23 protein-coding genes are annotated in these 22,944 nt (G+C 58.7%); 14 read left to right on the forward strand and 9 right to left on the reverse strand.

Annotated elements, in window-relative coordinates; all coding sequences use genetic code 11:
• Nucleotides 1-6: 6 nt before the first annotated feature.
• Entirely contained in the window at nt 7-444 is a 438-nt protein-coding gene (locus PGR09_RS02350) for a hypothetical protein (RefSeq protein ID WP_049059929.1), read from the forward strand.
• Here the strand turns inward: PGR09_RS02350 and kdpE are convergent.
• The 6 genes from kdpE to kdpF are packed head-to-tail and all read right to left on the reverse strand — an operon-like array spanning nt 426 to nt 8,211.
• Entirely contained in the window at nt 426-1,103 is a 678-nt protein-coding gene (kdpE, locus tag PGR09_RS02355; RefSeq protein WP_047049246.1) for a two-component system response regulator KdpE, read from the reverse strand. The two genes, PGR09_RS02350 and kdpE, sit on opposite strands and share 19 nt — an antisense overlap.
• Nucleotides 1,100-3,787: a two-component system sensor histidine kinase KdpD gene (gene kdpD / locus PGR09_RS02360; RefSeq protein WP_063447456.1), complete on the reverse strand. Its 2,688-nt coding sequence runs from the start codon at nt 3,785-3,787 to the stop codon at nt 1,100-1,102. The genes kdpE and kdpD overlap by 4 nt, the downstream gene beginning before the upstream one ends.
• Before the next feature lie 3 nt (nt 3,788-3,790).
• Nucleotides 3,791-4,363, reverse strand: coding sequence for a potassium-transporting ATPase subunit KdpC (kdpC, locus tag PGR09_RS02365; RefSeq protein WP_045393015.1), 573 nt, complete (start codon nt 4,361-4,363; stop codon nt 3,791-3,793).
• Nucleotides 4,364-4,373: 10 nt separating this feature from the next.
• Complete coding sequence (gene kdpB, locus PGR09_RS02370; protein ID WP_045381543.1) at nt 4,374-6,422, reverse strand: potassium-transporting ATPase subunit KdpB; 2,049 nt, start codon at nt 6,420-6,422, stop codon at nt 4,374-4,376.
• 20 nt (nt 6,423-6,442) lie between these two features.
• A complete protein-coding gene (gene kdpA / locus PGR09_RS02375) occupies nt 6,443-8,122 on the reverse strand; it encodes a potassium-transporting ATPase subunit KdpA (RefSeq protein ID WP_063414724.1) in 1,680 nt (559 codons plus the stop codon).
• The gene (gene kdpF, locus PGR09_RS02380; RefSeq protein ID WP_020079348.1) at nt 8,122-8,211 is read right to left on the reverse strand and encodes a K(+)-transporting ATPase subunit F; all 90 of its coding nucleotides are present in this window, start codon (nt 8,209-8,211) and stop codon (nt 8,122-8,124) included. The genes kdpA and kdpF overlap by 1 nt, the downstream gene beginning before the upstream one ends.
• 313 nt (nt 8,212-8,524) lie before the next feature.
• On the opposite strand from kdpF, the gene PGR09_RS02385 reads away from it, so the two are divergent.
• Nucleotides 8,525-8,731, forward strand: a complete 207-nt coding sequence (locus PGR09_RS02385) for a DUF2517 family protein (protein ID WP_015367687.1) — start codon at nt 8,525-8,527, stop codon at nt 8,729-8,731.
• Between the two features lie 178 nt (nt 8,732-8,909).
• Nucleotides 8,910-10,319 carry a deoxyribodipyrimidine photo-lyase gene (gene phrB / locus PGR09_RS02390; RefSeq protein ID WP_320482277.1) on the forward strand — a complete coding sequence of 470 codons (1,410 nt, stop codon included), beginning with the start codon at nt 8,910-8,912 and terminating at the stop codon, nt 10,317-10,319.
• 3 nt (nt 10,320-10,322) lie between these two features.
• On the opposite strand, the gene dtpD is transcribed toward phrB, so the two are convergent.
• On the reverse strand, nt 10,323-11,801 hold the full coding sequence (dtpD, locus tag PGR09_RS02395) for a dipeptide permease DtpD (RefSeq protein ID WP_430915768.1): 1,479 nt from the start codon (nt 11,799-11,801) through the stop codon (nt 10,323-10,325).
• Nucleotides 11,802-12,069: 268 nt separating this feature from the next.
• On the opposite strand from dtpD, the gene ybgI reads away from it, so the two are divergent.
• The 8 genes from ybgI to nei all read left to right on the forward strand — a co-directional run bounded on the left by ybgI (nt 12,070) and on the right by nei (nt 18,396).
• Complete coding sequence (gene ybgI, locus PGR09_RS02400) at nt 12,070-12,813, forward strand: radiation resistance protein YbgI (RefSeq protein ID WP_032707631.1); 744 nt, start codon at nt 12,070-12,072, stop codon at nt 12,811-12,813.
• Nucleotides 12,814-12,827: 14 nt separating this feature from the next.
• Nucleotides 12,828-13,484, forward strand: coding sequence for a 5-oxoprolinase subunit PxpB (gene pxpB, locus PGR09_RS02405; protein ID WP_004176857.1), 657 nt, complete (start codon nt 12,828-12,830; stop codon nt 13,482-13,484).
• Nucleotides 13,478-14,410: a 5-oxoprolinase subunit PxpC gene (gene pxpC / locus PGR09_RS02410; protein WP_213797409.1), complete on the forward strand. Its 933-nt coding sequence runs from the start codon at nt 13,478-13,480 to the stop codon at nt 14,408-14,410. The genes pxpB and pxpC overlap by 7 nt, the downstream gene beginning before the upstream one ends.
• Complete coding sequence (gene pxpA, locus PGR09_RS02415; RefSeq protein WP_015367681.1) at nt 14,400-15,143, forward strand: 5-oxoprolinase subunit PxpA; 744 nt, start codon at nt 14,400-14,402, stop codon at nt 15,141-15,143. The genes pxpC and pxpA overlap by 11 nt, the downstream gene beginning before the upstream one ends.
• Before the next feature lie 74 nt (nt 15,144-15,217).
• A complete protein-coding gene (locus PGR09_RS02420) occupies nt 15,218-15,943 on the forward strand; it encodes a DUF969 domain-containing protein (protein ID WP_045393033.1) in 726 nt (241 codons plus the stop codon).
• Nucleotides 15,940-16,935: a DUF979 domain-containing protein gene (locus tag PGR09_RS02425; RefSeq protein ID WP_047049226.1), complete on the forward strand. Its 996-nt coding sequence runs from the start codon at nt 15,940-15,942 to the stop codon at nt 16,933-16,935. Before PGR09_RS02420 ends, PGR09_RS02425 begins: the two co-directional genes overlap by 4 nt.
• Before the next feature lie 9 nt (nt 16,936-16,944).
• Nucleotides 16,945-17,589, forward strand: a complete 645-nt coding sequence (gene pcp, locus PGR09_RS02430) for a pyroglutamyl-peptidase I (RefSeq protein WP_348876997.1) — start codon at nt 16,945-16,947, stop codon at nt 17,587-17,589.
• Nucleotides 17,590-17,604: 15 nt separating this feature from the next.
• Complete coding sequence (gene nei, locus PGR09_RS02435) at nt 17,605-18,396, forward strand: endonuclease VIII (RefSeq protein ID WP_430915769.1); 792 nt, start codon at nt 17,605-17,607, stop codon at nt 18,394-18,396.
• Between the two features lie 98 nt (nt 18,397-18,494).
• On the opposite strand, the gene gltA is transcribed toward nei, so the two are convergent.
• A complete protein-coding gene (gene gltA / locus PGR09_RS02440; RefSeq protein ID WP_015367676.1) occupies nt 18,495-19,778 on the reverse strand; it encodes a citrate synthase in 1,284 nt (427 codons plus the stop codon).
• Nucleotides 19,779-19,961: 183 nt separating this feature from the next.
• Nucleotides 19,962-20,093 (reverse strand): hypothetical protein, encoded by a 132-nt coding sequence (locus PGR09_RS02445; protein ID WP_418268990.1) that lies wholly within the window; start codon nt 20,091-20,093, stop codon nt 19,962-19,964.
• Nucleotides 20,094-20,417: 324 nt separating this feature from the next.
• On the opposite strand from PGR09_RS02445, the gene sdhC reads away from it, so the two are divergent.
• Genes sdhC through sdhA form a run of 3 tightly spaced genes read left to right on the forward strand, consistent with a single transcriptional unit; the run spans nt 20,418 to nt 22,929 of the window.
• Nucleotides 20,418-20,822 carry a succinate dehydrogenase cytochrome b556 subunit gene (sdhC, locus tag PGR09_RS02450; protein ID WP_020079340.1) on the forward strand — a complete coding sequence of 135 codons (405 nt, stop codon included), beginning with the start codon at nt 20,418-20,420 and terminating at the stop codon, nt 20,820-20,822.
• A complete protein-coding gene (sdhD, locus tag PGR09_RS02455; RefSeq protein WP_015367674.1) occupies nt 20,816-21,163 on the forward strand; it encodes a succinate dehydrogenase membrane anchor subunit in 348 nt (115 codons plus the stop codon). The genes sdhC and sdhD overlap by 7 nt, the downstream gene beginning before the upstream one ends.
• A complete protein-coding gene (gene sdhA / locus PGR09_RS02460; protein WP_032707635.1) occupies nt 21,163-22,929 on the forward strand; it encodes a succinate dehydrogenase flavoprotein subunit in 1,767 nt (588 codons plus the stop codon). Before sdhD ends, sdhA begins: the two co-directional genes overlap by 1 nt.
• Nucleotides 22,930-22,944: the final 15 nt, after the last annotated feature.

Raw genomic sequence — 22,944 nt, forward strand, 5'->3', positions numbered from 1 at the left:
AATGCGATGAAATTACAACGGAAGTCCCTTTTTTTGTTCTGGGCGTGGATGGATCTCTTTTTCGTCCTGCAATTCTTATGGTGGAATATTTCCCACCGCCGTCTTCCTTTCTACGACGATCTACTGGCGTATCTTCAGCTGCTGCACACTTACGGCGCAGCGGCGGCCTGGCTGTACCCGCTGAATGTTCTGCTGATTATCAGCATTCCGCTGTCGATGATCCTATTTTTCCGTCAGAGCCGCTATGCGCTGTGGTTGGCCTGGGGGCAGGCGCCGCTCAGGCTGGTATTTATGCAGCCTTCGCTGTCGCTGGGTCTGTGGCTGATTCAAGCCGCCGGCGTCAGGAATTTAGCGATCCTGTCAGGCTTCCTGCTGCTCTCTGAAGGGCTGAAAATCGCCACTCTCTGGTACTGCAGAGGCGAATTTCAGGGCATAAAGCGATAGCCAATCCCGGTTTCGGTCAGCAGGTGCTGCGGCCGCGCCGGGTCAACCTCCAGCTTTTGCCGTAAGTGCCCCATATAAATCCGCAAATAGTGACTGTGTTCGACGGCGTTAGGCCCCCATACCTGATTCAGAAGCTGGCGCTGGGTGAGCACTTTGCCCGGATTGTTCAGCAGCGCCGCCAGCAGGCGAAACTCGATGGGCGTCAGGTGAATTTCTTCACTGCCGCGCACGATACGGCGGGCGGGGATATCGACGCTAATATCGGCAAAACGCACCACCGGCTCATCGGCCTGCGCGCTGCCGTGACGGCGCAGCGCGACGCGTAGCCGCGCCTGCAGTTCACCGATGCCGAACGGTTTACTGAGGTAGTCATCGGCGCCGGCGTCAAGGGCGGCGATTTTGTCATGCTCTTCGCTGCGCGCCGACAGCACGATAATCGGCATTTGGCTCCACTGGCGGACTTCGCGGATAAAATCATTACCATCCCCGTCTGGCAGGCCAAGATCGAGGATCGCTAAATCCGGTTTGCGGGTGGCGGCTTCGATTAGCCCGCGCTGCAGGGTTTCGGCTTCAAATACGCGCATGCCGTCAGCTTCCAGCGCGGTGCGCAGAAAGCGGCGGATAGCGTGTTCGTCTTCGATGATTAAAACGTTAATCACAATTCCTCGGTTAACTCTTCCAGTTCTGGGGGCGCTTCTCGCGGCAGTGTAACACGGAAACAGGCGCCGCCCTCCGGACGGTTGCTGGCGGTAATGCTACCGTCGTGCACCTCGACAATGGCCTGGCAAATGGCCAGCCCCAGGCCGACGCCGGGGATAGCAGACTCTTTATTACCACGGGCGAATTTATCAAAGATAGCCTGTTCCTGGCCTGCCGGGATCCCCGGACCATTATCCCAGACTTCAATGATTAACTGCTGCCTATCCGCTTCGGCGTGAATGCCAATCTGCGCCTGCGCGCCGGCGTATTTATGCGCGTTCTCCAGCAGATTAATCAGCACCCGTTCAAACAGCGGGCCGTCAACGTGGACCAGCAGCAGCGGGTCCGGCAGCGTCAGCTGGATGCGCTGGCCGCCAAGCCCAGGCTCCAGCATACGCAGGGCGCTGCCAACAACCTCTTCGAGGGTTAACCACTCTTTGTGCAGATTAAAACCGCCGGACTGGATACGCGCCATATCCAGTAGATTATTCACCAGCCGGGTGGTGTTGAGCACGTGCTGGCGAATTTCGTTGGCCTGCGGCGCGTGCTTCGAACCTTCACTGGCCAGATCGAGAGTGAGGATCTCCGCCTGGCCGAACAGGACCGTCAGCGGCGTCCGCAGATCGTGAGAGAGGGCGGCCAGCAGTGAGTTGCGCAGGCTTTCGCGTTCGCTGGTCAAGCGCGCTTGCTCTTCGCTGGCGGTCAGGGTCAGGCGCTCAAGGGCGCTGGCCACCAGCAGGGTAAAGGTTTCCAGCAGTCGCTGTTGTTCCGGGATCATCAGCTGACGCAGATTTTCCGGTTCGACCAGCAGCAGCCCCCAGGTGCGGGCGGCGCTTTGTAGCGGCAGAATTTGATACGGTACGCCGGGGAGAGTGTCGGTGCCGGCCCCGGCTGGCTGGCCTTTATCAAAACTCCAGCGGGCAATCGCATCATCCCACGAGAAAACGCCGGATTGCTGGGTCATCGGCTGCAGCTGCCCGTTCTCATCCGGCAGCAGTAGTTGGCTGCGGGCCTGAAAAGTGGAAGTAATAAAGCGTTCGCTGGTGGCGGCGATATCTTCGCGGCTGCGTCCGACCGCCAGCGCTTTCGACATTTCATACAGATGCCGGGTACGTCGCTCGCGATAACGCGCCACCCGCGCCTGGTAACGCATCCCGGCGGTCAGATTGCCGATCACCAGACCAACGGTCAGCATCACGCCGAACGTCAGCAGATACTGGACGTCGGAAACCGCCAGCGTACCGCGCGGAGCGACAAAAAAGAGATCGAAGCTAATGACGTTGATAAAGGTCGCCAGCACCGATGGCCAGCGGCCATACAGCAGAGCGATTATCACCACACCCAGTAGATACAGCATCACCAGGTTGGCGGCCTCAAAGGCCATCAGCCACTGCATGGCAACCACGGTGATAATGGCGCACAGCGCCACGGCCAGCAGACAGCCCTTCAACTGCTGGCGCCACTTATCGATCGCCGTGCGGTTGTCGTTCGCGCGGGCGGGCAGAGAAGCCGGTTTTTCATCCAGCGCGATCACCACCAGATCGAGGTCCGGGGCGCGGCGCGCCAGACGGTCGGCAAATCCGGCTCGTTCCCACCAGCGTCGCTCCCCCTGGCGACCAATCACAATTTTGCCGAGGTTATGTTCGCGAGCGTAATGCAGTACCGCTTTTTCTTCCGATGGATCGGAGAGGGTGGCGGTTTCGGCGCCTAACTCTTGCGCCAGCTTCAGCGCCGCGAGGATCGCCCGCCGTTTGGCCTCCGGTAGACGGTGCAGCGAGGGGGTTTCCACGTATACCGCGTGCCAGACGCTGCCGAGCCTGGCCGCCAGCCGGGCGGCGGCGCGAACCAGTTTTTCGCTGCCGGTGTTGTGGCCGATGCACAGCAGAATGGCGTCGCGGGTGTGCCAGACTTTTTCCTGCCCCTGGCGGTCGCGCCAGGCGCGCATTTGTTCGTCTACCCGGTCGGCGGTACGGCGCAGCGCCAGCTCGCGCAGGGCGATCAAATTACCTTTGCGGAAGAAGTTTTCGATGGCGCGTTCGGCCTGGCCGCCAATGTACACCTTGCCCTCATTCAGGCGCTGGCGCAGATCGTCCGGCGGTAAATCCACCAGAACTACATCATCGGCGGCGTCGAAGAAGGGGTCGGGGACGGTCTCGCGCACCTGCACGCCGGTAATACCGCTGACCACGTCATTGAGGCTTTCAAGATGCTGGACGTTGACGGTGGTGAAGACGTCGATACCGGCTTCGAGCAGCTCTTCGACGTCCTGCCAGCGTTTCGGGTGGCGCGAACCCGGCGCGTTGCTGTGCGCCAGTTCGTCCACCAGGATCAGCGCCGGACGGCGGGCCAGCGCGGCATCAAGGTCAAATTCATGGACGTAGCGTCCGCGATGGGAAATGCGTTTTTGCGGGAGGGTGCTGAGCCCCTCCAGCATGGCGGCGGTATCTTTGCGGCCGTGGGTTTCCGCCACGCCGATCAGAATATCCAGCCCCTGAGCGCGCAGCCGCTGCGCTTCCGCCAGCATTGCCCAGGTTTTGCCCACCCCGGCGCAGGCGCCGAAAAACACCTTCAGCTTGCCGCGATGCGGCGCAGCGGTTTGTTGCAGCAGACGGTCAGGGTCCGGACGCAGCGGCTCGTCACTCATTGATTAATCCTTTAGGGCATCCAGCGCCATATTCAGTTGCAGTATATTTACCACAGGTTGACCGAGAAAACTGAGCAACGGTTTTTGCGTCGCCTGATCCACTAGCTGTTTCACCTGCGCGTCGCTGAGATTGCGCGCTTTAGCGACGCGCGGTACCTGCCACAGCGCCGCGGCAGGGGTCAGGTTGTTATCCAGCCCGCTGGCCGATGCGGTAACCAACTCGACCGGCACCGTTGGGTTCGCTTGCGGGTTCGCGGCGCGTAACGCCTGTACCCGTTCGCTAATCGCTTTATCCAGCGCCGGATTGCTGACCGCCAGATTACTGCCGCCAGAGGCCAGCGGATTATCCGCCACCTCGGCCGTCGCGGAAGGGCGGCCGTGGAAATAACCGGCTGCGGTAAAGTTCTGCCCGATCAGCGCGGAGCCGCGCACTTCGCCGTCGATCTGGATCAGCGAGCCGTTAGCCTGCTGCGGGAACCACCACTGCCCTAAGGCGGTAGTCAGCAACGGATACAGGCCGCCAGTGAGCAGGGTTAACAGAATAAATAGCACAAATGCCGGACGAATCAATGACATGGTAGTTTCCTCACACCAGACCGGTCAGGGTCAGCAACAGGTCGATGGCTTTAATACCAACGAAAGGCACAATCAGGCCGCCGAGGCCGTAAACCCACAGGTTGCGGCGCAGCATCGCCGATGCCGACAGCGGACGATAGCTCACGCCCTTCAGCGCTAAAGGGATCAGGCAGACGATAATCAGGGCGTTGAAAATAACCGCGCTCATGATCGCCGAAGAGGGCGAGTGCAGATGCATCACGTTCAGCATCGCCAGCTGCGGATAGGCGGCGGCGAAGGCGGCCGGAATAATCGCGAAATACTTGGCGACGTCGTTGGCGATACTGAATGTAGTTAACGACCCACGGGTCATCAGCATCTGTTTACCGATATGCACCACTTCAATCAGCTTGGTCGGGTTTGAGTCGAGATCCACCATATTGCCCGCCTCTTTCGCCGCCTGGGTGCCGGAGTTCATCGCGACCGCTACATCAGCCTGCGCCAGCGCCGGGGCGTCGTTGGTGCCGTCGCCGGTCATCGCCACCAGCCGTCCTTCCGACTGATACTGGCGAATCAGCGCCAGCTTGGCTTCCGGCGTCGCTTCGGCCAGAAAATCATCAACCCCCGCTTCGGCGGCGATGGCGGCGGCGGTCAGGCGGTTATCACCGGTGATCATCACCGTTTTAATGCCCATTTTGCGCAGCTGGGCGAAACGCTCTTTAATGCCGCCTTTGACGATATCTTTAAGCGAAATAATCCCCAGTACGCGCTCGCCTTCCGCGACGACTAGCGGCGTGGCCCCCTGGCGGGCGACCTCTTCTACCTGCTTATCGACATCGGCCGGGAAGTGGCCGCCGTTAGCTTCGATATGGCGGCGAATCGCGTCTACCGACCCTTTGCGGATCATACGTTGGTCGATGTTGATACCGCTCATACGGGTCTGGGCGGTAAAGGGGACAAATGTGGCGTGCAGCGACTGCAGGTCGCGTTCGCGCAGATTAAAGCGCTGTTTCGCCAGCACCACGATGCTGCGGCCTTCCGGCGTTTCATCCGCCAGCGACGACAGCTGGGCGGCATCGGCCAGCACGCGCTCTTCGACGCCGCGCGCCGGCAGGAATGCCGAGGCCTGACGGTTGCCGAGGGTGATGGTACCGGTTTTATCCAGCAACAGTACGTCGACATCGCCGGCGGCTTCCACCGCGCGACCGCTGGTGGCGATAACGTTGGCGCCGAGCATTCTGCTCATCCCGGCGACGCCGATAGCGGAAAGCAGGCCGCCGATGGTGGTTGGGATCAGGCACACCAGCAGCGCCACCAGCACGGTAACGCTAACCGCATTACCGCTCCACGCCGAGAAGGGCCAGATGGTGGCGGTAGCCAGCAGGAATACCAGCGTCAGGGCGATCAGCAGGATCGTCAATGCGATTTCGTTCGGCGTTTTACGGCGCTGCGCCCCTTCAACCATGGCGATCATCCGGTCGAGGAAGGTTTCACCAGGGTTGACGCTGCAGCGGATCACCAGCCAGTCAGAAAGGATCCGGGTACCGCCAGTGACCGAGGCGAAATCGCCGCCGGACTCGCGGATCACCGGCGCGGATTCCCCGGTGATGGCGCTTTCATCTACCGAAGCGCCGCCTTCGATCACTTCGCCGTCGCAGGGGATAATGTCGCCGGCTTCCACCAGCACGATATCGCCTTTGCGTAACTCTTCCGCCGGGACGTGATCCATCGGGGCATCGTGCTGGGGGGCGCGCAGCTTACGGGCGAAAGCGGTTTTCTTCACTCCTTTCAGGCTATTGGCCTGCGCTTTGCTACGTCCTTCGGCCATGGCTTCGGCGAAGTTGGCGAACAGTACGGTAAACCATAGCCACAGGCTGACGGCGGCGGTAAAACCGGCGTGACCCGCGAGATACCCCCCGGCCATGGCCATCGCCAGCAGGGTGGTCAGCACGCTGCCGATCCAGACGATAAACATTACCGGGTTACGCCACTGCACCGAGGGGCTGAGTTTTTTCACCGCATCCAGCAGCGCCTGACGCACCAGCGTCGGCTCCAGCAGGGCTAATTGTTTGCGACTCATAACAGGCTGCTCCGCATCGCTTAAAGTAAAGAGAAGTGTTCCGCCACCGGGCCGAGCGCCAGTGCGGGGATAAAGGTCAGGGCGCCGACCAGCAGGACGGTGCCGATCAGCAGGCCGATAAACAGCGCATCGTGGGTGGCGAGCGTCCCGGAGCTGGCTGGCTGAATTTTCTTATTCACCAGCGACCCGGCAATCGCCATCACCGGGACGATCACCCCGAAGCGGCCCACCAGCATGCAGAACGCCAGCAGCAGGTTCCAGAAGGTCGTGCCGGCGCTTAAGCCGCCGAAGGCGCTGCCGTTGTTGTTGGCCGCCGAGGTGACCGCGTACAACACTTCGCTAAAGCCGTGCGGCCCAGGATTCAGCATGGCGCTGCGTCCGGCTTCGGTCATCATCGCCAGCGCGGTGCCGAGCAGTACCAGCGTCGGGGTCACCAGAATCGCCAGCGCGATCATTTTCATTTCGCGCACGTCGATTTTCTTGCCGAGATATTCCGGCGTGCGGCCAATCATCAGCCCGGCGATAAATACCGCCAGCATGACGAACAGCAGCATGCCGTACAGCCCGGAGCCCACGCCGCCGAAGACCACCTCGCCAATCTGCATCAGCCACATCGGCACCATGCCGCCCAGCGCGGTGAAGGAATCATGCATCGCGTTGACCGCGCCGCAGGAGGCCGCAGTAGTGACTACCGCAAACAGGCTGCTGGCGAGAATGCCAAAGCGGCTCTCTTTCCCTTCCATATTCAGGCTGCTGTCGGCGCCAAGGCTGAGCAGATGCGGATTTCCGCGGGTTTCCGCCCACATCACCACCGCCACGCAGACCACGAAAATCAGCGCCATCGCCCACAGGATGGCGCGCCCCTGACGGCGATCGCCGACCGCTTCGCCAAAGGCAAAACACAGCGCCGCCGGGATCAGGAAGATCGCCAGCATCTGCACCAGGTTGGTTAACGCCGTCGGGTTCTCAAACGGATGCGATGAGTTGGCATTAAAGAAACCGCCGCCGTTGGTACCGAGCATTTTGATTGCTTCCTGCGAGGCGACTGGCCCCATCGGCAGCCACTGGCGAACCCCTTCCAGGCTGGTGAATGGCTGATAAGCCTGCAGGTTCTGCGGCACGCCCTGTTGCACAAAGAACAGCGCGATCAGCAGAGCGACAGGCAGTAGCAGCCATAGCGTAATGCGGGTCAGGTCGACCCAGGCGTTGCCGAGGGTGCTGACTTTTTGTCGCGCCCAGGCGCGGGTCAGTACGAAGATCACCGCAATACCGGTCGCGGCCGACAGGAAGTTTTGCACCGCCAGGCCCGCCATCTGGCTGAGATAGCTCATGGTGGTTTCCCCGGCGTAGGCCTGCCAGTTAGTGTTGCTGACGAAGCTTACCGCGGTATTCAACGCTAAATCCCATGACAGGTTGGGGAAGTGCTGCGGATTGAACGGCAGCCACCCCTGACACATTAGCAGCGCCATCAGCGCCGCGAGACCAATAGCGTTAAACAGCACAATGGCTATCAGGTACTGCCGCCAGTCCATCTCCTGGCTGCGAATCCCCGCCAGCCGCCAGATACCGCGCTCAACGCCGGCAAGCCCTGGAAGCGGGACGTCGTTGATCATTTTCGCCAGCAGCGAACCGAGTGGCCGCGCCAGCACCAGCAGTACCAGCAGGAAGCTGGCGATAAGTAAGAACCCTTGCGCGGCCATCAGAACGCCTCCGCATGTATCAGGGCATAGACCAGATACGCCAGCAGCAGGAACACCAGCGTTACGCCGGCAATGATGCCTGTAGTCACTTTCCACCTCCGGGTGTGTCTCTTATTGATATACCGAGAGGGTAGGAATTTCGGCGCAAAGATTTCGCAAAAATCGCCGCGGGCGGTGTAAAAAAAGTATAAAAATGGCTAAAGGCACAATTTAACTAATGATTAGTATTAATTTAACTTTTTTGTAACTCAATTACGCCATGAATGTAAATTAAGTATAAATAAGTGCTTTTTAGTGGTCGGATGAGTAGTAAAATTACAACCAGCGCGGTACTATTTGTGCAGACAAACATTGTGACATTTACCGGCGTTGCTTGCCGGCCTGACAAAGGGGAGAGAAATTATGGCGTTGTACAAAGCTTATCCTGCTCACATTATCCTGATGCGTCGCGCTTTCGCCGTCGTGGCCGGGGTTGCTGCGCTGCCGGTGATGCTGTTCTGGAAAGATCGTGCCCGTTACTACAGCTGGCTGCATCGCGTATGGGCGAAAACCAGTGAGCAGCCGGTATGGATGGCGCAGGCGGAAAAAGCCGCGCACGATTTCTACTAATCCGCGCTGCTGCGACGAATATAGAAACCGCCGGTTGACGACCGGCGGTTTTTTTTCGTCTGCTGTCTACACTTAGCTTTCACGCGCCGTGGCAGAATTGGCAGGTGCTTATTTTGCCGCAGCGCGCTATTTTGCCGGCCTGAGTGATGAGTTTTGCTTACGGAGAGTGAGGAGTTTTATGGCCACCCATCTGGTCTGGTTTCGCATGGATTTACGCCTTCACGATAATCTGGCGCTGGCCGCCGCCTGCCGAGACCCGCAGGCGCAGGTGCTGGCGCTGTATATCGCCACGCCAGAGCAGTGGCGCCAGCATCATATGGCGCCGCGCCAGGCGGCCTTTATCGCCAGCCATTTACGCAGCCTGCACGCGGCATTAGCGGAACGCGGTATTCCGCTGCTGGTAGAAGAAGCGGACGATTTCGCCGCCAGCATCGAGCTGCTGACGCGCTTCTGTAAACAGCACCAGGTGAGCCATCTATTTTATAACTATCAGTATGAGTTTAATGAGCGCCGGCGCGACGCCGGTGTTGAGAAAAGCCTGACAGAAGTTACCTGTCAGGGGTTTGACGACAGCGTGCTGTTGCCGCCGGGCAGCGTGATGACCGGCAACCGCGAGATGTATAAAGTCTTTACGCCGTTTAAAAATGCCTTTATCCGCCGCCTGCGTGAAGGGCTGCCGGAGTGCGTGGCGGCGCCTAAACCACGCCCGTCAGCCGCCCGTCAGGCGCCGCCGCTGCCTGAAATCAACTATCCGCAAACGGCATTTGACACCGATCTGTTCGCGGCGGATGAAAAAACAGCGCTCGCTCGATTGCGCGCGTTTTGCCAGCAGCCGGCGGCGGATTACGATCAGCAGCGCGATTTCCCGGCAATAGAAGGAACCAGCAGGCTATCGCCGTGTCTCGCGGTAGGCGTACTGTCGCCGCGCCAGTGCCTGCATCGCTTGCTACGGGAGCAGCCCGGCGCGCTGGATGGCGAAGCGGGCGCAAGCTGGCTGAACGAGCTTATCTGGCGCGAGTTCTATCGTCATCTGATGGTTTACTACCCGAAACTGTGTAAAGGCCGGCCCTTTGTCGCCTGGACCGACAAGGTCGCCTGGCGCAGCAATGAGGATGAACTGCGGGCCTGGCAACAGGGGCAAACCGGTTTCCCCATCGTCGATGCCGCCATGCGGCAGCTTAACGCCACCGGCTGGATGCACAACCGCCTGCGGATGATTGTCGCCAGCTTCCTGGCGAAAGACCTGCGCCTCGACTGGCGGCAAGGCGAGCGCTATTTCATGAGCCAACTGATCGACGGCGATTTGGCGGCCAACAACGGCGGCTGGCAGTGGGCGGCCTCGACCGGTACCGACGCAGCCCCTTACTTTCGTATTTTCAATCCGACGACCCAGGGGGAGAAATTTGATAAGCAGGGCGAGTTTATTCGCCGCTGGCTGCCGGAACTGGCGGAAGTACCAGAGAAAGCGCTGCATCAGCCGTGGCTGTGGGCGGATAAACAGGGGGTAGCGCTGAAGTATCCGCGCCCGCTGGTTGACCATAAGCAGGCGCGGCTGGAGACGCTGGCGGCCTGGGAAGCCGCCAGATAGTTTTTATTCTACCGCCAGTTGGCGGGTTTTGACCTTCACGGAGTGATACAGCCAGATGACCAGCACCAGGCCGACGCAGGCCAGCGCGCCCCAGGTGATCTGGCTGAAGACGTCGATATAGGCTTCAATCGAATAGTTAACCGCGCCGGCGGCATCAAACGACGCCTGCGACGTCTGGTCGGCGATGACGCCGGCCAGATAGTTGGCGATCGCCCCGGAAAGCAGCATATAGATACCGGTCAGCACTCCGGTGACGCCGGGGATTTCGATCCGGGTGATTTGCGACATCGCTACCGGATCGATAAACAGTTCGGCGAAACCCATCACCGCCAGCCCCAGTACCATTAGCGGCATGGAGGAGTGGCCATACGCGGCCGACCAGCGGGCGCTTAAGGTCAGAATGCAGAACCCGGCGCTCATTAGCCCCAGACCGAGGGCGAATTTCCCCCAGATACGCACGGTGCGGTTGCCCTTGATGTTCTCTTTGACCAGCCATGCCAGCACCATACCGCAGAGCATTACCGCGAAGGCGTTAACCGACTGGAACATCGCGGTTGGTACTTCATAGCTCATGACGTGGCGGTTCACGAAACGGTCGATATACAGGCTGATGGAGCTGCCGCCCTGCTGGGCAAAGGCCCAGAACAGCAGGCTAAAACCGGTGAGGACGATAATCAGACGCAGCTCTTTACGCTGTTTGTCGTTCTCCGCGCGCAGGTAAATACGCGCCAGTACCGCCAGGCCAATCACCGTCGCGACGATCAGCGCATACACCGACCACTCCTGCCAGAACAGCACGGTAATCAACAGCGGCGTCGCCACCAGCAATACCAGCAGCCATCCCCAGTTCGGCAGGAGGAAGGTCCGCGCGCACAGCGCCTCGCGGTTAACGCCGGTGGTATGGCGGAAGTGGCGACCGCCGCAGAGGAAGATCACCAGACCGGCAATCATACCGACTGCCGCCAGCGCAAAGCCCATCGCCCAGCTGTACTCTTCCTGCACGTAGCCGCAGGCGATAGGCGCGATGATCGAACCAATATTCCCCGCGGCGTACATCAGCGAGAAGCCGCCATCGCGGCGCGGATCGGTCGGCTCGTACAGTTCGCCAAGCAGGCAGCTAACGTTGGATTTAAACAGTCCGTAACCGCAAACGATAATCGCCAGCGACAGATACAGGAAGGTGGGAGCGACTTCGCTGGCGCCGAGCACCAGGTGACCGATAGCCATGAGTAGCGCCCCGAGCATCACCGCCATGCGGTTGCCGAGCAGTTTGTCGGCGAGGAAGCCGCCGAGAATAGGGGTGACATAGACCAGGGAGCAGTAGGCGCTAAAAAGGGTATAAGCGTGGTTATCGTCGTACTTGAGCTGGTTGGTGAGGTACAGGATTAACAGCGCCCGCATGCCGTAAAAACTGAAGTATTCCCAAATTTGCAGCGCAACGACGTAATAAATCGCCCGTGGCTGTGAAGTTTGTCTGTTCATGTAACGTTCATTTCCTGGCCGTAAAACGAAAGTCGATCTTTCTGCATGAATAGCGTTTGTCTGGTGTTATTCATGGCCTAAATGGCTTTCTGGTTATTTAATATGCTTTATAAGTGCATAAATATACACTAATGCGCGGTGAGGGGAAGAGGCAATTTGGGCGATTACGCGAATGGCTGAAATGGACCCTTTGGCGTCGCTATCGACGACTCGGGCGGATGTGGTTATGTTATAGGTTTGTGCAAACTGATTTTCTGATGGAGCGGCAATGAAAAATAGCGAACTGGAACAATTAATTAACGAAAAACTGAATAGCGCGGCCATCAGTGATTACGCCCCGAACGGCCTGCAGGTGGAAGGGCGGGAGACGGTGCGGAAAATCGTCACCGGCGTGACCGCCAGCCAGGCGCTACTTGATGAAGCCGTTCGTCTGCAGGCGGATGCGGTGATTGTGCATCACGGTTACTTCTGGAAAGGCGAGTCGCCGGTGATCCGCGGCATGAAGCGCAATCGGCTGAAAACGCTGCTGGCCAACGATATCAACCTTTATGGCTGGCATTTACCGCTGGATGCGCATCCGGAACTGGGCAATAACGCCCAGCTGGCGCAGCTGCTGGGGATTAATGTAATGGGGGAAATCGAGCCATTGGTGCCGTGGGGCGAGCTGTCTATGCCGGTATCCGGGCTGGAACTGGCATCGTGGATTGAAGCGCGATTAGGGCGTAAACCGCTGTGGTGCGGCGATACCGGGCCGGACAAAGTTACCCGCGTCGCCTGGTGTACCGGCGGCGGCCAGAGCTTTATCGATAGCGCGGCCCGCTTTGGCGTCGATGCCTTTATTACCGGCGAAGTGTCTGAGCAGACGATTCATTCCGCCCGTGAGCAGGGGTTGCATTTTTATGCCGCCGGCCATCATGCCACCGAGCGCGGCGGTATTCGCGCCCTGAGCGAGTGGCTGACGGAAAATACCGACCTGGACGTCACCTTTATTGATATCCCTAACCCGGCCTGATGAGAGAGAAAAAAGTGCAGCGAGCGCGTTGTTATCTATTAGGTGAAACGGCGGTGGTCCTGGAGCTTGAGCCTCCGGTGACCCTGGAGAGCCAAAAACGTATCTGGGGCCTGACGCAGCGGTTGACCGATCGCGAAGAGGTGGTTGAAGTGATCCCGGGGATGAACAACATCACCGTTGTGCTGCGTCGTCCGCAGGAGATGGCGTGGGAGGCGATTGACAAGCTGCAGCGCTGGTGGGAAGAGAGCGATGCGCTGGAGCCGGAATCCCGTGAGATAAGTATCCCGGTTATCTACGGCGGCGAGGCGGGGCCAGACCTTGGCGACGTCGCGCGCCATAGCGGGTTGAGCGAAAAGCAGGTGGTGGAGCTGCACTCTTCGGTGGAGTACATGGTGTGGTTTCTGGGTTTCCAGCCGGGGTTTCCGTACTTTGGCGGCCTGCCGGAGCAGCTGGCGATGCCGCGTCGCGCCGAGCCGCGCGTACTGGTACCGGCGGGATCGGTAGGTATCGGCGGATCGCAAACCGGTATTTATCCGCTGGCGACGCCGGGCGGCTGGCAGCTGCTGGGTCGCACGCCGCTGGCATTATTCGATCCAAAACGTGAAGAGCCGGTGCTGCTGCGTTCTGGCGATCGCGTGCGCTTTGTGCCGCAGAAGGAGGGGGTATGTTGAAATTTATCCGCGCCGGCATGTACACCTCGGTCCAGGATGGCGGCCGGGAAGGCCAGCGCCAGTGGGGAATTAGCCGCTGCGGCGCGCTGGATAAACCGGCAATGACTATTGCCAATCTGCTGGTGGGCAATGCGCCGGAGACGGCGGCGCTGGAAATTACGCTGGGTCAGGTCGATGTACAGTTTACCCGCCATTGCTGGTTCGCGTTGACCGGAGCCGCCTGTGAAGCGACGCTCGACGGCGCGCCGGTCTGGTTGGGCTGGCGAATGGAAGCGAAGGCCGGGCAGCGGCTGGTGTTGAAAACTCCGCAGCATGGGATCCGCAGCTACCTGGCGGTGGCGGGCGGTATCGACGTGCCTGAAGTTTTAGGTTCCCGCTCTACCGATCTGAAAGTCGGTATCGGCGGAATCGAAGGGCGCCGGTTGCAGGATGGCGATCAATTGAAGATTGGGAAATCCTCCCGCCGCTTTAGCGCCTCGCGCGGCGTTAAACAGCTACCGACCGGTAATATCATTCGCGCGCTGCCGGGGCCGGAGTATCACGAATTCGACAGCGTGTCGCAGGAGTCTTTCTGGCGTTCGCCGTGGCGCCTTAGCCCGCAGAGCAACCGTATGGGCTACCGCCTGCAGGGCCAGCCGCTCAAACGCACAACCGACCGGGAAATGCTCTCCCATGGCCTGCTGCCCGGGGTGGTACAGGTGCCGCATAACGGCCAGCCGATTGTGTTGATGAACGATGCGCAGACCACCGGCGGCTATCCGCGTATAGCCTGCATTATTGAAGCCGATATGTACCAACTGGCGCAAATTCCGCTGGGTCAGCCGATCCATTTCGTCCCCTGTTCGCTGGAAGAAGCGCTGAAAGCGCGCGCCGACCAGCAGCGTTACCTTGAACAACTGGCCTGGAGATTAAGCGATGAAAATTGATTTAAATGCCGACCTCGGCGAAGGCTGCGCCAGCGATAGCGCGCTGCTGCAGCTGGTCTCTTCCGCCAATATCGCCTGCGGCTTTCACGCCGGTGATGCGCTGCTCATGCAGCAGTGCGTGCGCGAGGCGCTGAAAAACGGCGTTGCTATTGGCGCGCACCCAAGCTTCCCGGACCGGGAAAATTTCGGCCGCACCGCGATGCAGTTACCGCCAGAGACGGTCTACGCCCAGGTGCTGTACCAAATTGGCGCGCTGGCGGCGATTGTACATGCCCAGGGCGGCGAGCTGCGGCACGTCAAACCGCACGGCATGTTGTACAACCAGGCGGCGAAAGAGCCACCGCTGGCCGATGCCATCGCTCGCGCGGTGCGCGATGCCGACGCCGGGCTGGTACTGGTCGGGCTGGCGGGGAGCGAGCTTATCCGCGCCGGACAGCGCTATCAGCTGACGACGCGCCAGGAAGTCTTCGCCGATCGCGGTTATCTCGCTGACGGTAGCCTGGTGCCGCGCAGCCAGCCGGGCGCGCTGATTGAGAGCGAAGAACAGGCGTTGGCGCAAACGCTGGAAATGGTGCAGCACAACCGGGTGCGCAGCCTGAGCGGCGAATGGGCGCATGTGAAGGCGGAAACGGTCTGCCTGCATGGCGATGGCGCTCATGCGCTCGATTTCGCCCGACGCTTGCGCGCTGCTTTCGCAGGGCGCAATATCGACGTCAGCGCGGACATTGATTAATAGTCCGCCTTAGTATTATTAATAATAATTAAATCAAATAACTAACAACACTCACAACTCAACAGGACGTTATTATGCAAGAGGTGATATCCCTCTGGCCGCTGATCGGCATTGCCGTGATTGTGGTCGGTTTTCTATTACGCTTTAACCCGGTGCTGGTGGTGATTATCTCCGGGATCGTCACCGGCGTGGCGGCGCATATGCCAATAGCCACTATTCTGGAGAAACTGGGCGAGGGCTTCCTCAATACCCGTAATCTGCCGTTTATTCTGCTGTTGCCGCTGGCGGTGATCGGGCTGCTGGAGCGCCATGGTCTGAAAGAGCGGGCGCAGGCGTGGATCGCGAAGATCCATAGCGCGACTGCCGGACGACTGCTGATCGTCTATCTTTTCGTGCGCGAAGCCACCGCCGCCCTGGGCTTGACCAGCCTCGGCGGACATCCGCAAATGGTGCGCCCGCTGCTGGCGCCGATGGCGGAAGGGGCGGCGGAAAAGCGCTTTGGCCCGCTGCCGGGCAATGTGCGCTACCGGCTGCGCGCAATGTCGGCGGCGACCGACAACGTTGGCCTGTTCTTCGGTGAAGATATTTTTGTCGCCTTTGGCGCGATCATCTTCATGCACAACTTTATGCTGGAGTCGGGCGGGATCCAGACCGAGCCGTTGCATATTGCCCTGTGGGGGATCCCGACGGCGATCTGCGCCTTCCTGATCCACGCCGCGCGCCTGTGGCGCCTCGATCGCCATCTCCAGCGCGAGCTGGACCGGGTTAACGCCGGGCAGGCGAAAGGCGGTGCGGCATGAACTTCCAACAAACGTATTTATATTGGCTGGCCGGCGCGGTACTGCTGGTCGTGGCTATCATGTCCTGGCGCGACAAAAGCAATCCGCGGCGCCTGACAACCGGCCTGTTCTGGGGCCTGTACGGGCTGGTGTTCTTGCTCGGCGACTGGACGTATCAACTGGTGGGCGATAAGCGTACGGTGAATATCGCCGTCGGCGGGGTGGTGGTGGTACTGGCGCTGATCGCTGGCTTTGGCGGTGTGCGCCTCGGCAGCTACCATCAGCGAACCCAGGAAGAGAAAACCGCCAGCGCGAAACGCCTCGGCAACAAACTTTTCTATCCGGCGCTGGCGATCCCGGTCGTCACCGTCATTGGCGTACTGCTGTTTAACAATCTGCCTTCATGGCAGGTGGCGCTCTTCGGGCCGGGCAACCACGCGACGCTGATTACCCTGTTCTCGATGACCGTCGGTACGCTGATTGGCCTGGCGATGGCGATTCGTATGACCCATGAAACGGTGGCGCAGCCGATGCAGGAAGCGCGCCGTTTGCTGGATTCCGTCGGCTGGGCCTTTATCCTGCCGCAAATCCTCGCGGTGCTGGGGCTGCTATTTACCGCGGCGGGCGTCGGAACCAGCATTTCATGGCTGACCGAGCACTATCTGGCGGTAGATAACCGCTTTATCGCCGTGGCCGTGTACGCCATCGGCATGGCGGTGTTGACGATGGTGATGGGCAACGCCTTTGCCGCTTTCCCGATCGTGACCGCCGGGGTTGGCATTCCGATTTTAGTCCTGCAGCATGGCGGCAATCCGGCGGTAATGGCGGCGATTGGTATGTTTTCCGGCTACTGCGGTACGCTGATGACGCCGATGGCGGCGAACTTTAATATCGTACCGGCGGCGCTGCTTGAACTGCCGGATAAAAACGCGGTGATTAAAGCCCAGGTGCCGACCGGTATCCTGCTGCTGATCGTCAACGTATTCTTACTCTATTTCCTGATGTTCCTGTAAGGAGGGATGATGGCTGGCGTATTAATTACCGGTTTTGAGCCGTTCGGCGGCGAAACGGTTAATCCTTCGTGGGAAGTGGTTAAGCAGCTTGATGGCGCGATTATTCGCGGACAGCAGGTGGTGGCTAAACAGTTACCCTGCGTGTTCGGCGAGGCGCTGACGGCGCTGAAGGCCGCGCTGGAGACTTATCAACCGCAGCTGACGATTGCCGTCGGGCAGGCCGGCGGCCGTGTCGATATTACCGTCGAACGTGTGGCTATCAACGTCGATGATGCGCGGATCCCCGACAATAAAGGGCAGCAGCCGATCGATGAGCCGATCGTCGTTGATGGCCCCGCGGCCTGCTTCAGCACGCTACCGATCAAAGCGATCGTTAGCGCGCTGCGCCAGCAGGGGATCCCGGCCTCGGTGTCGCAAACCGCGGGCACTTTTGTCTGCAATCACGTGATGTATGGTTTGCTGCATCAGTTGCAGGGAAAAAGCGGGCAGAAGGGCGGTTTTATCCATATTCCGTATCTGCCTGAACAGGCGGCGGCCCACCCTGGCGAGCCGAGTATGTCGGTCGCGACGGTACGCGCGGCACTGGAAACGGCGATTGCCGTCGCTCTTGAACAGAATGACGATGTCAAAATTGGCGGCGGCGCCACGCACTAATAGAAGGACGATACTATGCCTGAAGGCCCGGAGATCCGCCGTGCGGCGGATAACCTGGAGGCGGCTATCAAAGGCGAACCGTTAACCGAAGCCTGGTTCGCCTTTCCACAGTTGCAACCCTATCAAAGCCAGTTGATTGGCCAGCGGGTGACCCATATCGCCACCCGCGGCAAGGCCCTGTTAACCCACTTCTCCGGCGGATTGACGCTGTATAGCCATAACCAGCTATATGGCGTCTGGCGCGTGGTGGATGCCGGCGTTGAGCCGCAATCGAACCGCGTGCTGCGCGTCAGACTGCAGACCGCACGCAAGGCGATTTTGCTCTATAGCGCCTCGGAGATTGAGATATTGACGGCGCAACAGCTGGCCCATCATCCGTTTTTACAACGGGTCGGGCCGGATGTGCTGGATATGACGTTAACCGCCGGGCAGGTCAGAGAGCGGCTGTTATCGGCGAAATTTCGCAATCGCCAGTTTTCCGGCCTGTTGCTGGACCAGGCGTTTCTCGCCGGGCTTGGTAACTATTTGCGGGTAGAGATCCTGTGGCAGGTGGGGCTGACCGGGCAGCATAAAGCCGCCGAGCTCAATGAAACGCAGCTCGATGCGCTGGCGCACGCGCTGCTGGATATCCCGCGCCTTTCTTACCGTACCCGCGGCCAGGTGGATGAAAACAAACATCATGGCGCGCTGTTCCGCTTTAAGGTCTTTCATCGCGAGGGTGAGGCCTGCGAACGCTGCGGCAGCATCATTGAGAAAACGATGCTGTCATCGCGACCCTTTTACTGGTGCCCCGGCTGCCAGCACTAATGCCAGTTGTTGAGCGATTAAAATTTATTTGCACGTTTAAATAAAAAAATCGGGGAAGATCCCCGATTTTTTTATTGCTAACCCCGACAGGGTTAAAATTACTTCTTGAGATCGGACTTGAAATCGCGCTTCTGGTAGCCGGTATACAGCTGACGCGGACGGGCAATTTTCATACCGTCGCTGTGCATTTCGTTCCAGTGGGCAATCCAGCCGACGGTGCGCGCCATCGCGAAGATGACGGTAAACATCGAGGATGGAATACCCATCGCTTTCAGGATGATGCCGGAGTAGAAATCGACGTTCGGATACAGTTTCTTCTCGATGAAGTACGGGTCGTTGAGCGCGATATGCTCAAGTTCCATCGCCACTTCCAGCAGATCGTCCTTGGTGCCCAGCTCTTTCAGCACTTCGTGGCAGGTTTCACGCATAACGGTGGCGCGCGGATCGTAGTTCTTGTACACGCGATGGCCGAAGCCCATCAGGCGGAAAGAGTCATTCTTGTCTTTCGCGCGGCGCACGAATTCCGGAATGTGTTCAACGGAGCTGATCTCTTCCAGCATTTTCAGTGCGGCTTCGTTGGCGCCGCCGTGCGCCGGTCCCCACAGGGAGGCGATACCCGCAGCGATACAGGCGAACGGGTTAGCGCCGGAAGAGCCTGCGGTACGGACGGTAGAGGTTGATGCGTTCTGTTCGTGGTCAGCGTGCAGGATCAGGATACGGTCCATCGCGCGTTCCAGCACCGGGTTAACCTCGTAGGTTTCACACGGCGTGGAGAACATCATATTCAGGAAGTTACCCGCGTAGGAGAGATCGTTGCGCGGATACACGAAAGGCTGGCCGATAGAATACTTGTAACACATCGCTGCCATGGTCGGCATTTTGGACAGCAGACGATAGGCGGCGATTTCCCGGTGGCGCGGATTATTCACGTCCAGGGAGTCGTGATAGAACGCCGCCAGTGCGCCGGTAATACCGCACATCACCGCCATCGGGTGAGAGTCGCGGCGGAACGCGTGGAACAGACGGGTAATCTGTTCGTGGATCATGGTGTGGCGGGTAACGGTAGTTTTGAATTCGTCGTACTGCTGTTGAGTCGGTTTTTCGCCGTTCAACAGGATGTAGCACACTTCAAGATAATTTGACTCGGTAGCCAGCTGATCGATCGGGAAACCGCGGTGCAGCAGGATCCCCTCATCGCCGTCGATAAAAGTAATTTTAGATTCACACGAGGCTGTTGAAGTGAAACCGGGGTCGAAGGTGAAGACACCTTTTGAACCAAGACTACGAATATCAATAACATCCTGACCGAGCGTGCCTTTTAGCACATCAAGTTCAATAGCAGTGTCACCACCCAGGGTGATTTTTGCTTTAGCATCAGACATTTATGGTCTCCTTAGCGCCTTTTATTGCTTAAGACTGCCGGGTGGTGGATTTGCATTCGGCCCGAACCTGACTACGTTACCAGATTGTTATGTTGCTCACAGCTCTGTGTCGCGAAAATTGCAGGGTACAGAGCGCAGGCGCTTGATGGTACGTCTTCAGCCCGGGAGTGAAACGGCAGCAAATCAGCGTTTTAGCAGCCCGAATATTAAAACCTGTATACCACTAATAACTGTCCTGATTACATCGGTCAATACCATCACACTGTTACATAACTTATTCTCAGGTGAAAGAGTGACCCCATAACTTTTGGGCATTATTGCATTAATCTAGTAATGGTTGTAACAAGAATGTTTAATATTTGTCAAATCAGGTGATTAAAATTTAAAATAATGTTGTAATCGTGACCTTGATCACTGTTCCGGACAAAACCCGACAAACTATATGTAGGTTAATTGTAATGATTTTGTGAACGGCCTATACTGCCGCCAGGTCTCCGGAACACCCTGCAATCCCGAGCCACCCAGCGTTGTTTGGTCACGCTTTTACTCCTGGAAAGGGGTTTTAACATGACTTCTGGTTATAGAAAGGACGCTGTCTGACCCGCAAGCAGACCGGAGGAAGGAAACAATAAGAACAGCATGTGGGCGTTATTCATGGTAAGAAATGTGAAAAAACAAAGACCTGTCAATCTGGATCTACAAACGATTCGATTCCCAATCACGGCGATAGCGTCCATTCTCCATCGCGTATCCGGTGTGATCACTTTTGTGGCGGTCGGTATTCTGCTTTGGTTGCTGGGCACCAGCCTTTCCTCTCCGGAGGGCTTCCTGACGGCCGCTTCCATCATGAATAGCTTCTTCGTGAAGTTCATCATGTGGGGCATCCTCACCGCGCTGGCTTACCACGCCGTTGTCGGTATCCGCCATCTGCTGATGGACTTTGGCTATCTGGAAGAAACCCTCGAAGCAGGGACACGCTCCGCCAAAATTTCTTTTGTTATTACTGTCGTGCTTTCACTTCTCGCAGGAGTCCTCGTATGGTAAGCAACGCCTCAGCACTGGGACGCAACGGCGTACATGACTTTATTCTGGTCCGTGCTACCGCCATCGTTCTGACCCTCTACATCATCTACATGGTTGGCTTCTTCGCCACCTCCGGTGAGATCTCCTGGGAAATCTGGACCGGATTCTTCTCCTCCGCGTTCACCAAAGTCTTTACCCTGCTGGCTCTCGTTTCCATCCTGATTCACGCCTGGATCGGTATGTGGCAGGTGTTGACGGACTACGTTAAACCACTGGCCGTGCGCTTAGTTCTGCAACTGATTATCGTTGTGGCGCTGGTGGCTTACGTTCTTTATGGATTTGTTGTGGTGTGGGGTGTGTAATGAAATTGCCAGTCAGAGAATTTGATGCAGTTGTAATTGGTGCCGGCGGCGCAGGTATGCGCGCGGCGCTGCAGATTTCCCAGAGCGGACAGACCTGTGCGCTGCTCTCTAAAGTTTTCCCTACCCGTTCCCATACCGTTTCCGCGCAGGGTGGCATCACCGTCGCGCTCGGTAATACCCATGAAGATAACTGGGAATGGCACATGTACGACACCGTAAAAGGGTCGGACTATATCGGCGACCAGGACGCCATCGAATATATGTGTAAGACCGGCCCGGAAGCGATTCTTGAGCTGGAACATATGGGCCTGCCGTTCTCCCGTCTTGATGACGGCCGTATTTATCAGCGTCCGTTTGGCGGCCAGTCGAAAAACTTCGGCGGCGAGCAGGCGGCACGCACCGCGGCGGCGGCCGACCGTACCGGTCACGCGCTGCTGCACACCCTGTATCAACAGAACCTGAAAAACCACACCACTATCTTCTCCGAATGGTATGCCCTCGATCTGGTGAAAAACCAGGACGGCGCGGTGGTTGGTTGTACCGCACTGTGCATCGAAACCGGTGAAGTGGTGTACTTCAAAGCCCGCGCTACCGTGCTGGCGACCGGCGGCGCAGGCCGTATTTATCAATCCACCACCAACGCCCACATCAACACCGGCGACGGCGTCGGTATGGCTCTGCGCGCGGGCGTTCCGGTGCAGGATATGGAAATGTGGCAGTTCCACCCGACCGGTATCGCCGGGGCAGGGGTGCTGGTCACCGAAGGTTGCCGCGGCGAAGGCGGTTACCTGCTGAACAAACACGGCGAGCGCTTCATGGAGCGTTATGCGCCGAACGCGAAAGACCTGGCGGGTCGTGACGTGGTGGCGCGTTCCATCATGATCGAAATCCGCGAAGGCCGCGGCTGCGATGGTCCGTGGGGCCCGCACGCTAAGCTGAAACTGGATCACCTGGGTAAAGAAGTGCTGGAATCCCGTCTGCCGGGCATTCTTGAACTGTCTCGTACCTTTGCCCACGTTGACCCGGTTAAAGAACCGATTCCGGTTATCCCAACCTGCCACTACATGATGGGCGGTATTCCGACCAAAGTAACTGGCCAGGCGCTGACCGTGAACGAGAAGGGCGAAGATGTGGTGATCCCGGGCCTGTTCGCCGTTGGCGAAATCGCCTGCGTATCGGTACACGGCGCCAACCGTCTGGGCGGCAACTCGCTGCTGGACCTGGTGGTCTTCGGCCGCGCGGCGGGTCTGCATCTGCAGGAATCCATCGCCGAGCAGGGCGCGCTGCGCGCTGCCAGCGAGTCCGATGTCGAAGCTTCCCTGGACCGCCTCAACCGTTGGAACAACACCCGTTCCGGCGAAGACCCGGTCGCTATCCGCAAAGCGCTGCAGGAATGTATGCAGCATAACTTCTCGGTCTTCCGTGAAGGCGACGCGATGCATAAAGGTCTGGAACAGCTGAAAGAGATCCGTGAGCGTCTGAAAAATGCGCGCCTGGACGACACTTCCAGCGAGTTCAATACCCAGCGCGTCGAGTGTCTGGAGCTGGATAACCTGATGGAAACCGCGTATTCCACGGCGGTATCCGCTAACTTCCGTACCGAAAGCCGCGGCGCGCATAGCCGCTTCGACTTCCCGGAACGTGATGATGAAAACTGGCTGTGCCATTCCCTGTATCTGCCAGAGTCGGAATCCATGACGCGTCGAGCGGTCAACATGGAACCGAAACTGCGTCCGGCATTCCCGCCGAAGATTCGTACTTATTAATGCGGAGACAGGAAT

This window comes from Klebsiella sp. 141251, assembly GCF_050600725.1.
GTDB classification, from domain to species: Bacteria; Pseudomonadota; Gammaproteobacteria; order Enterobacterales; family Enterobacteriaceae; genus Klebsiella; species Klebsiella aerogenes.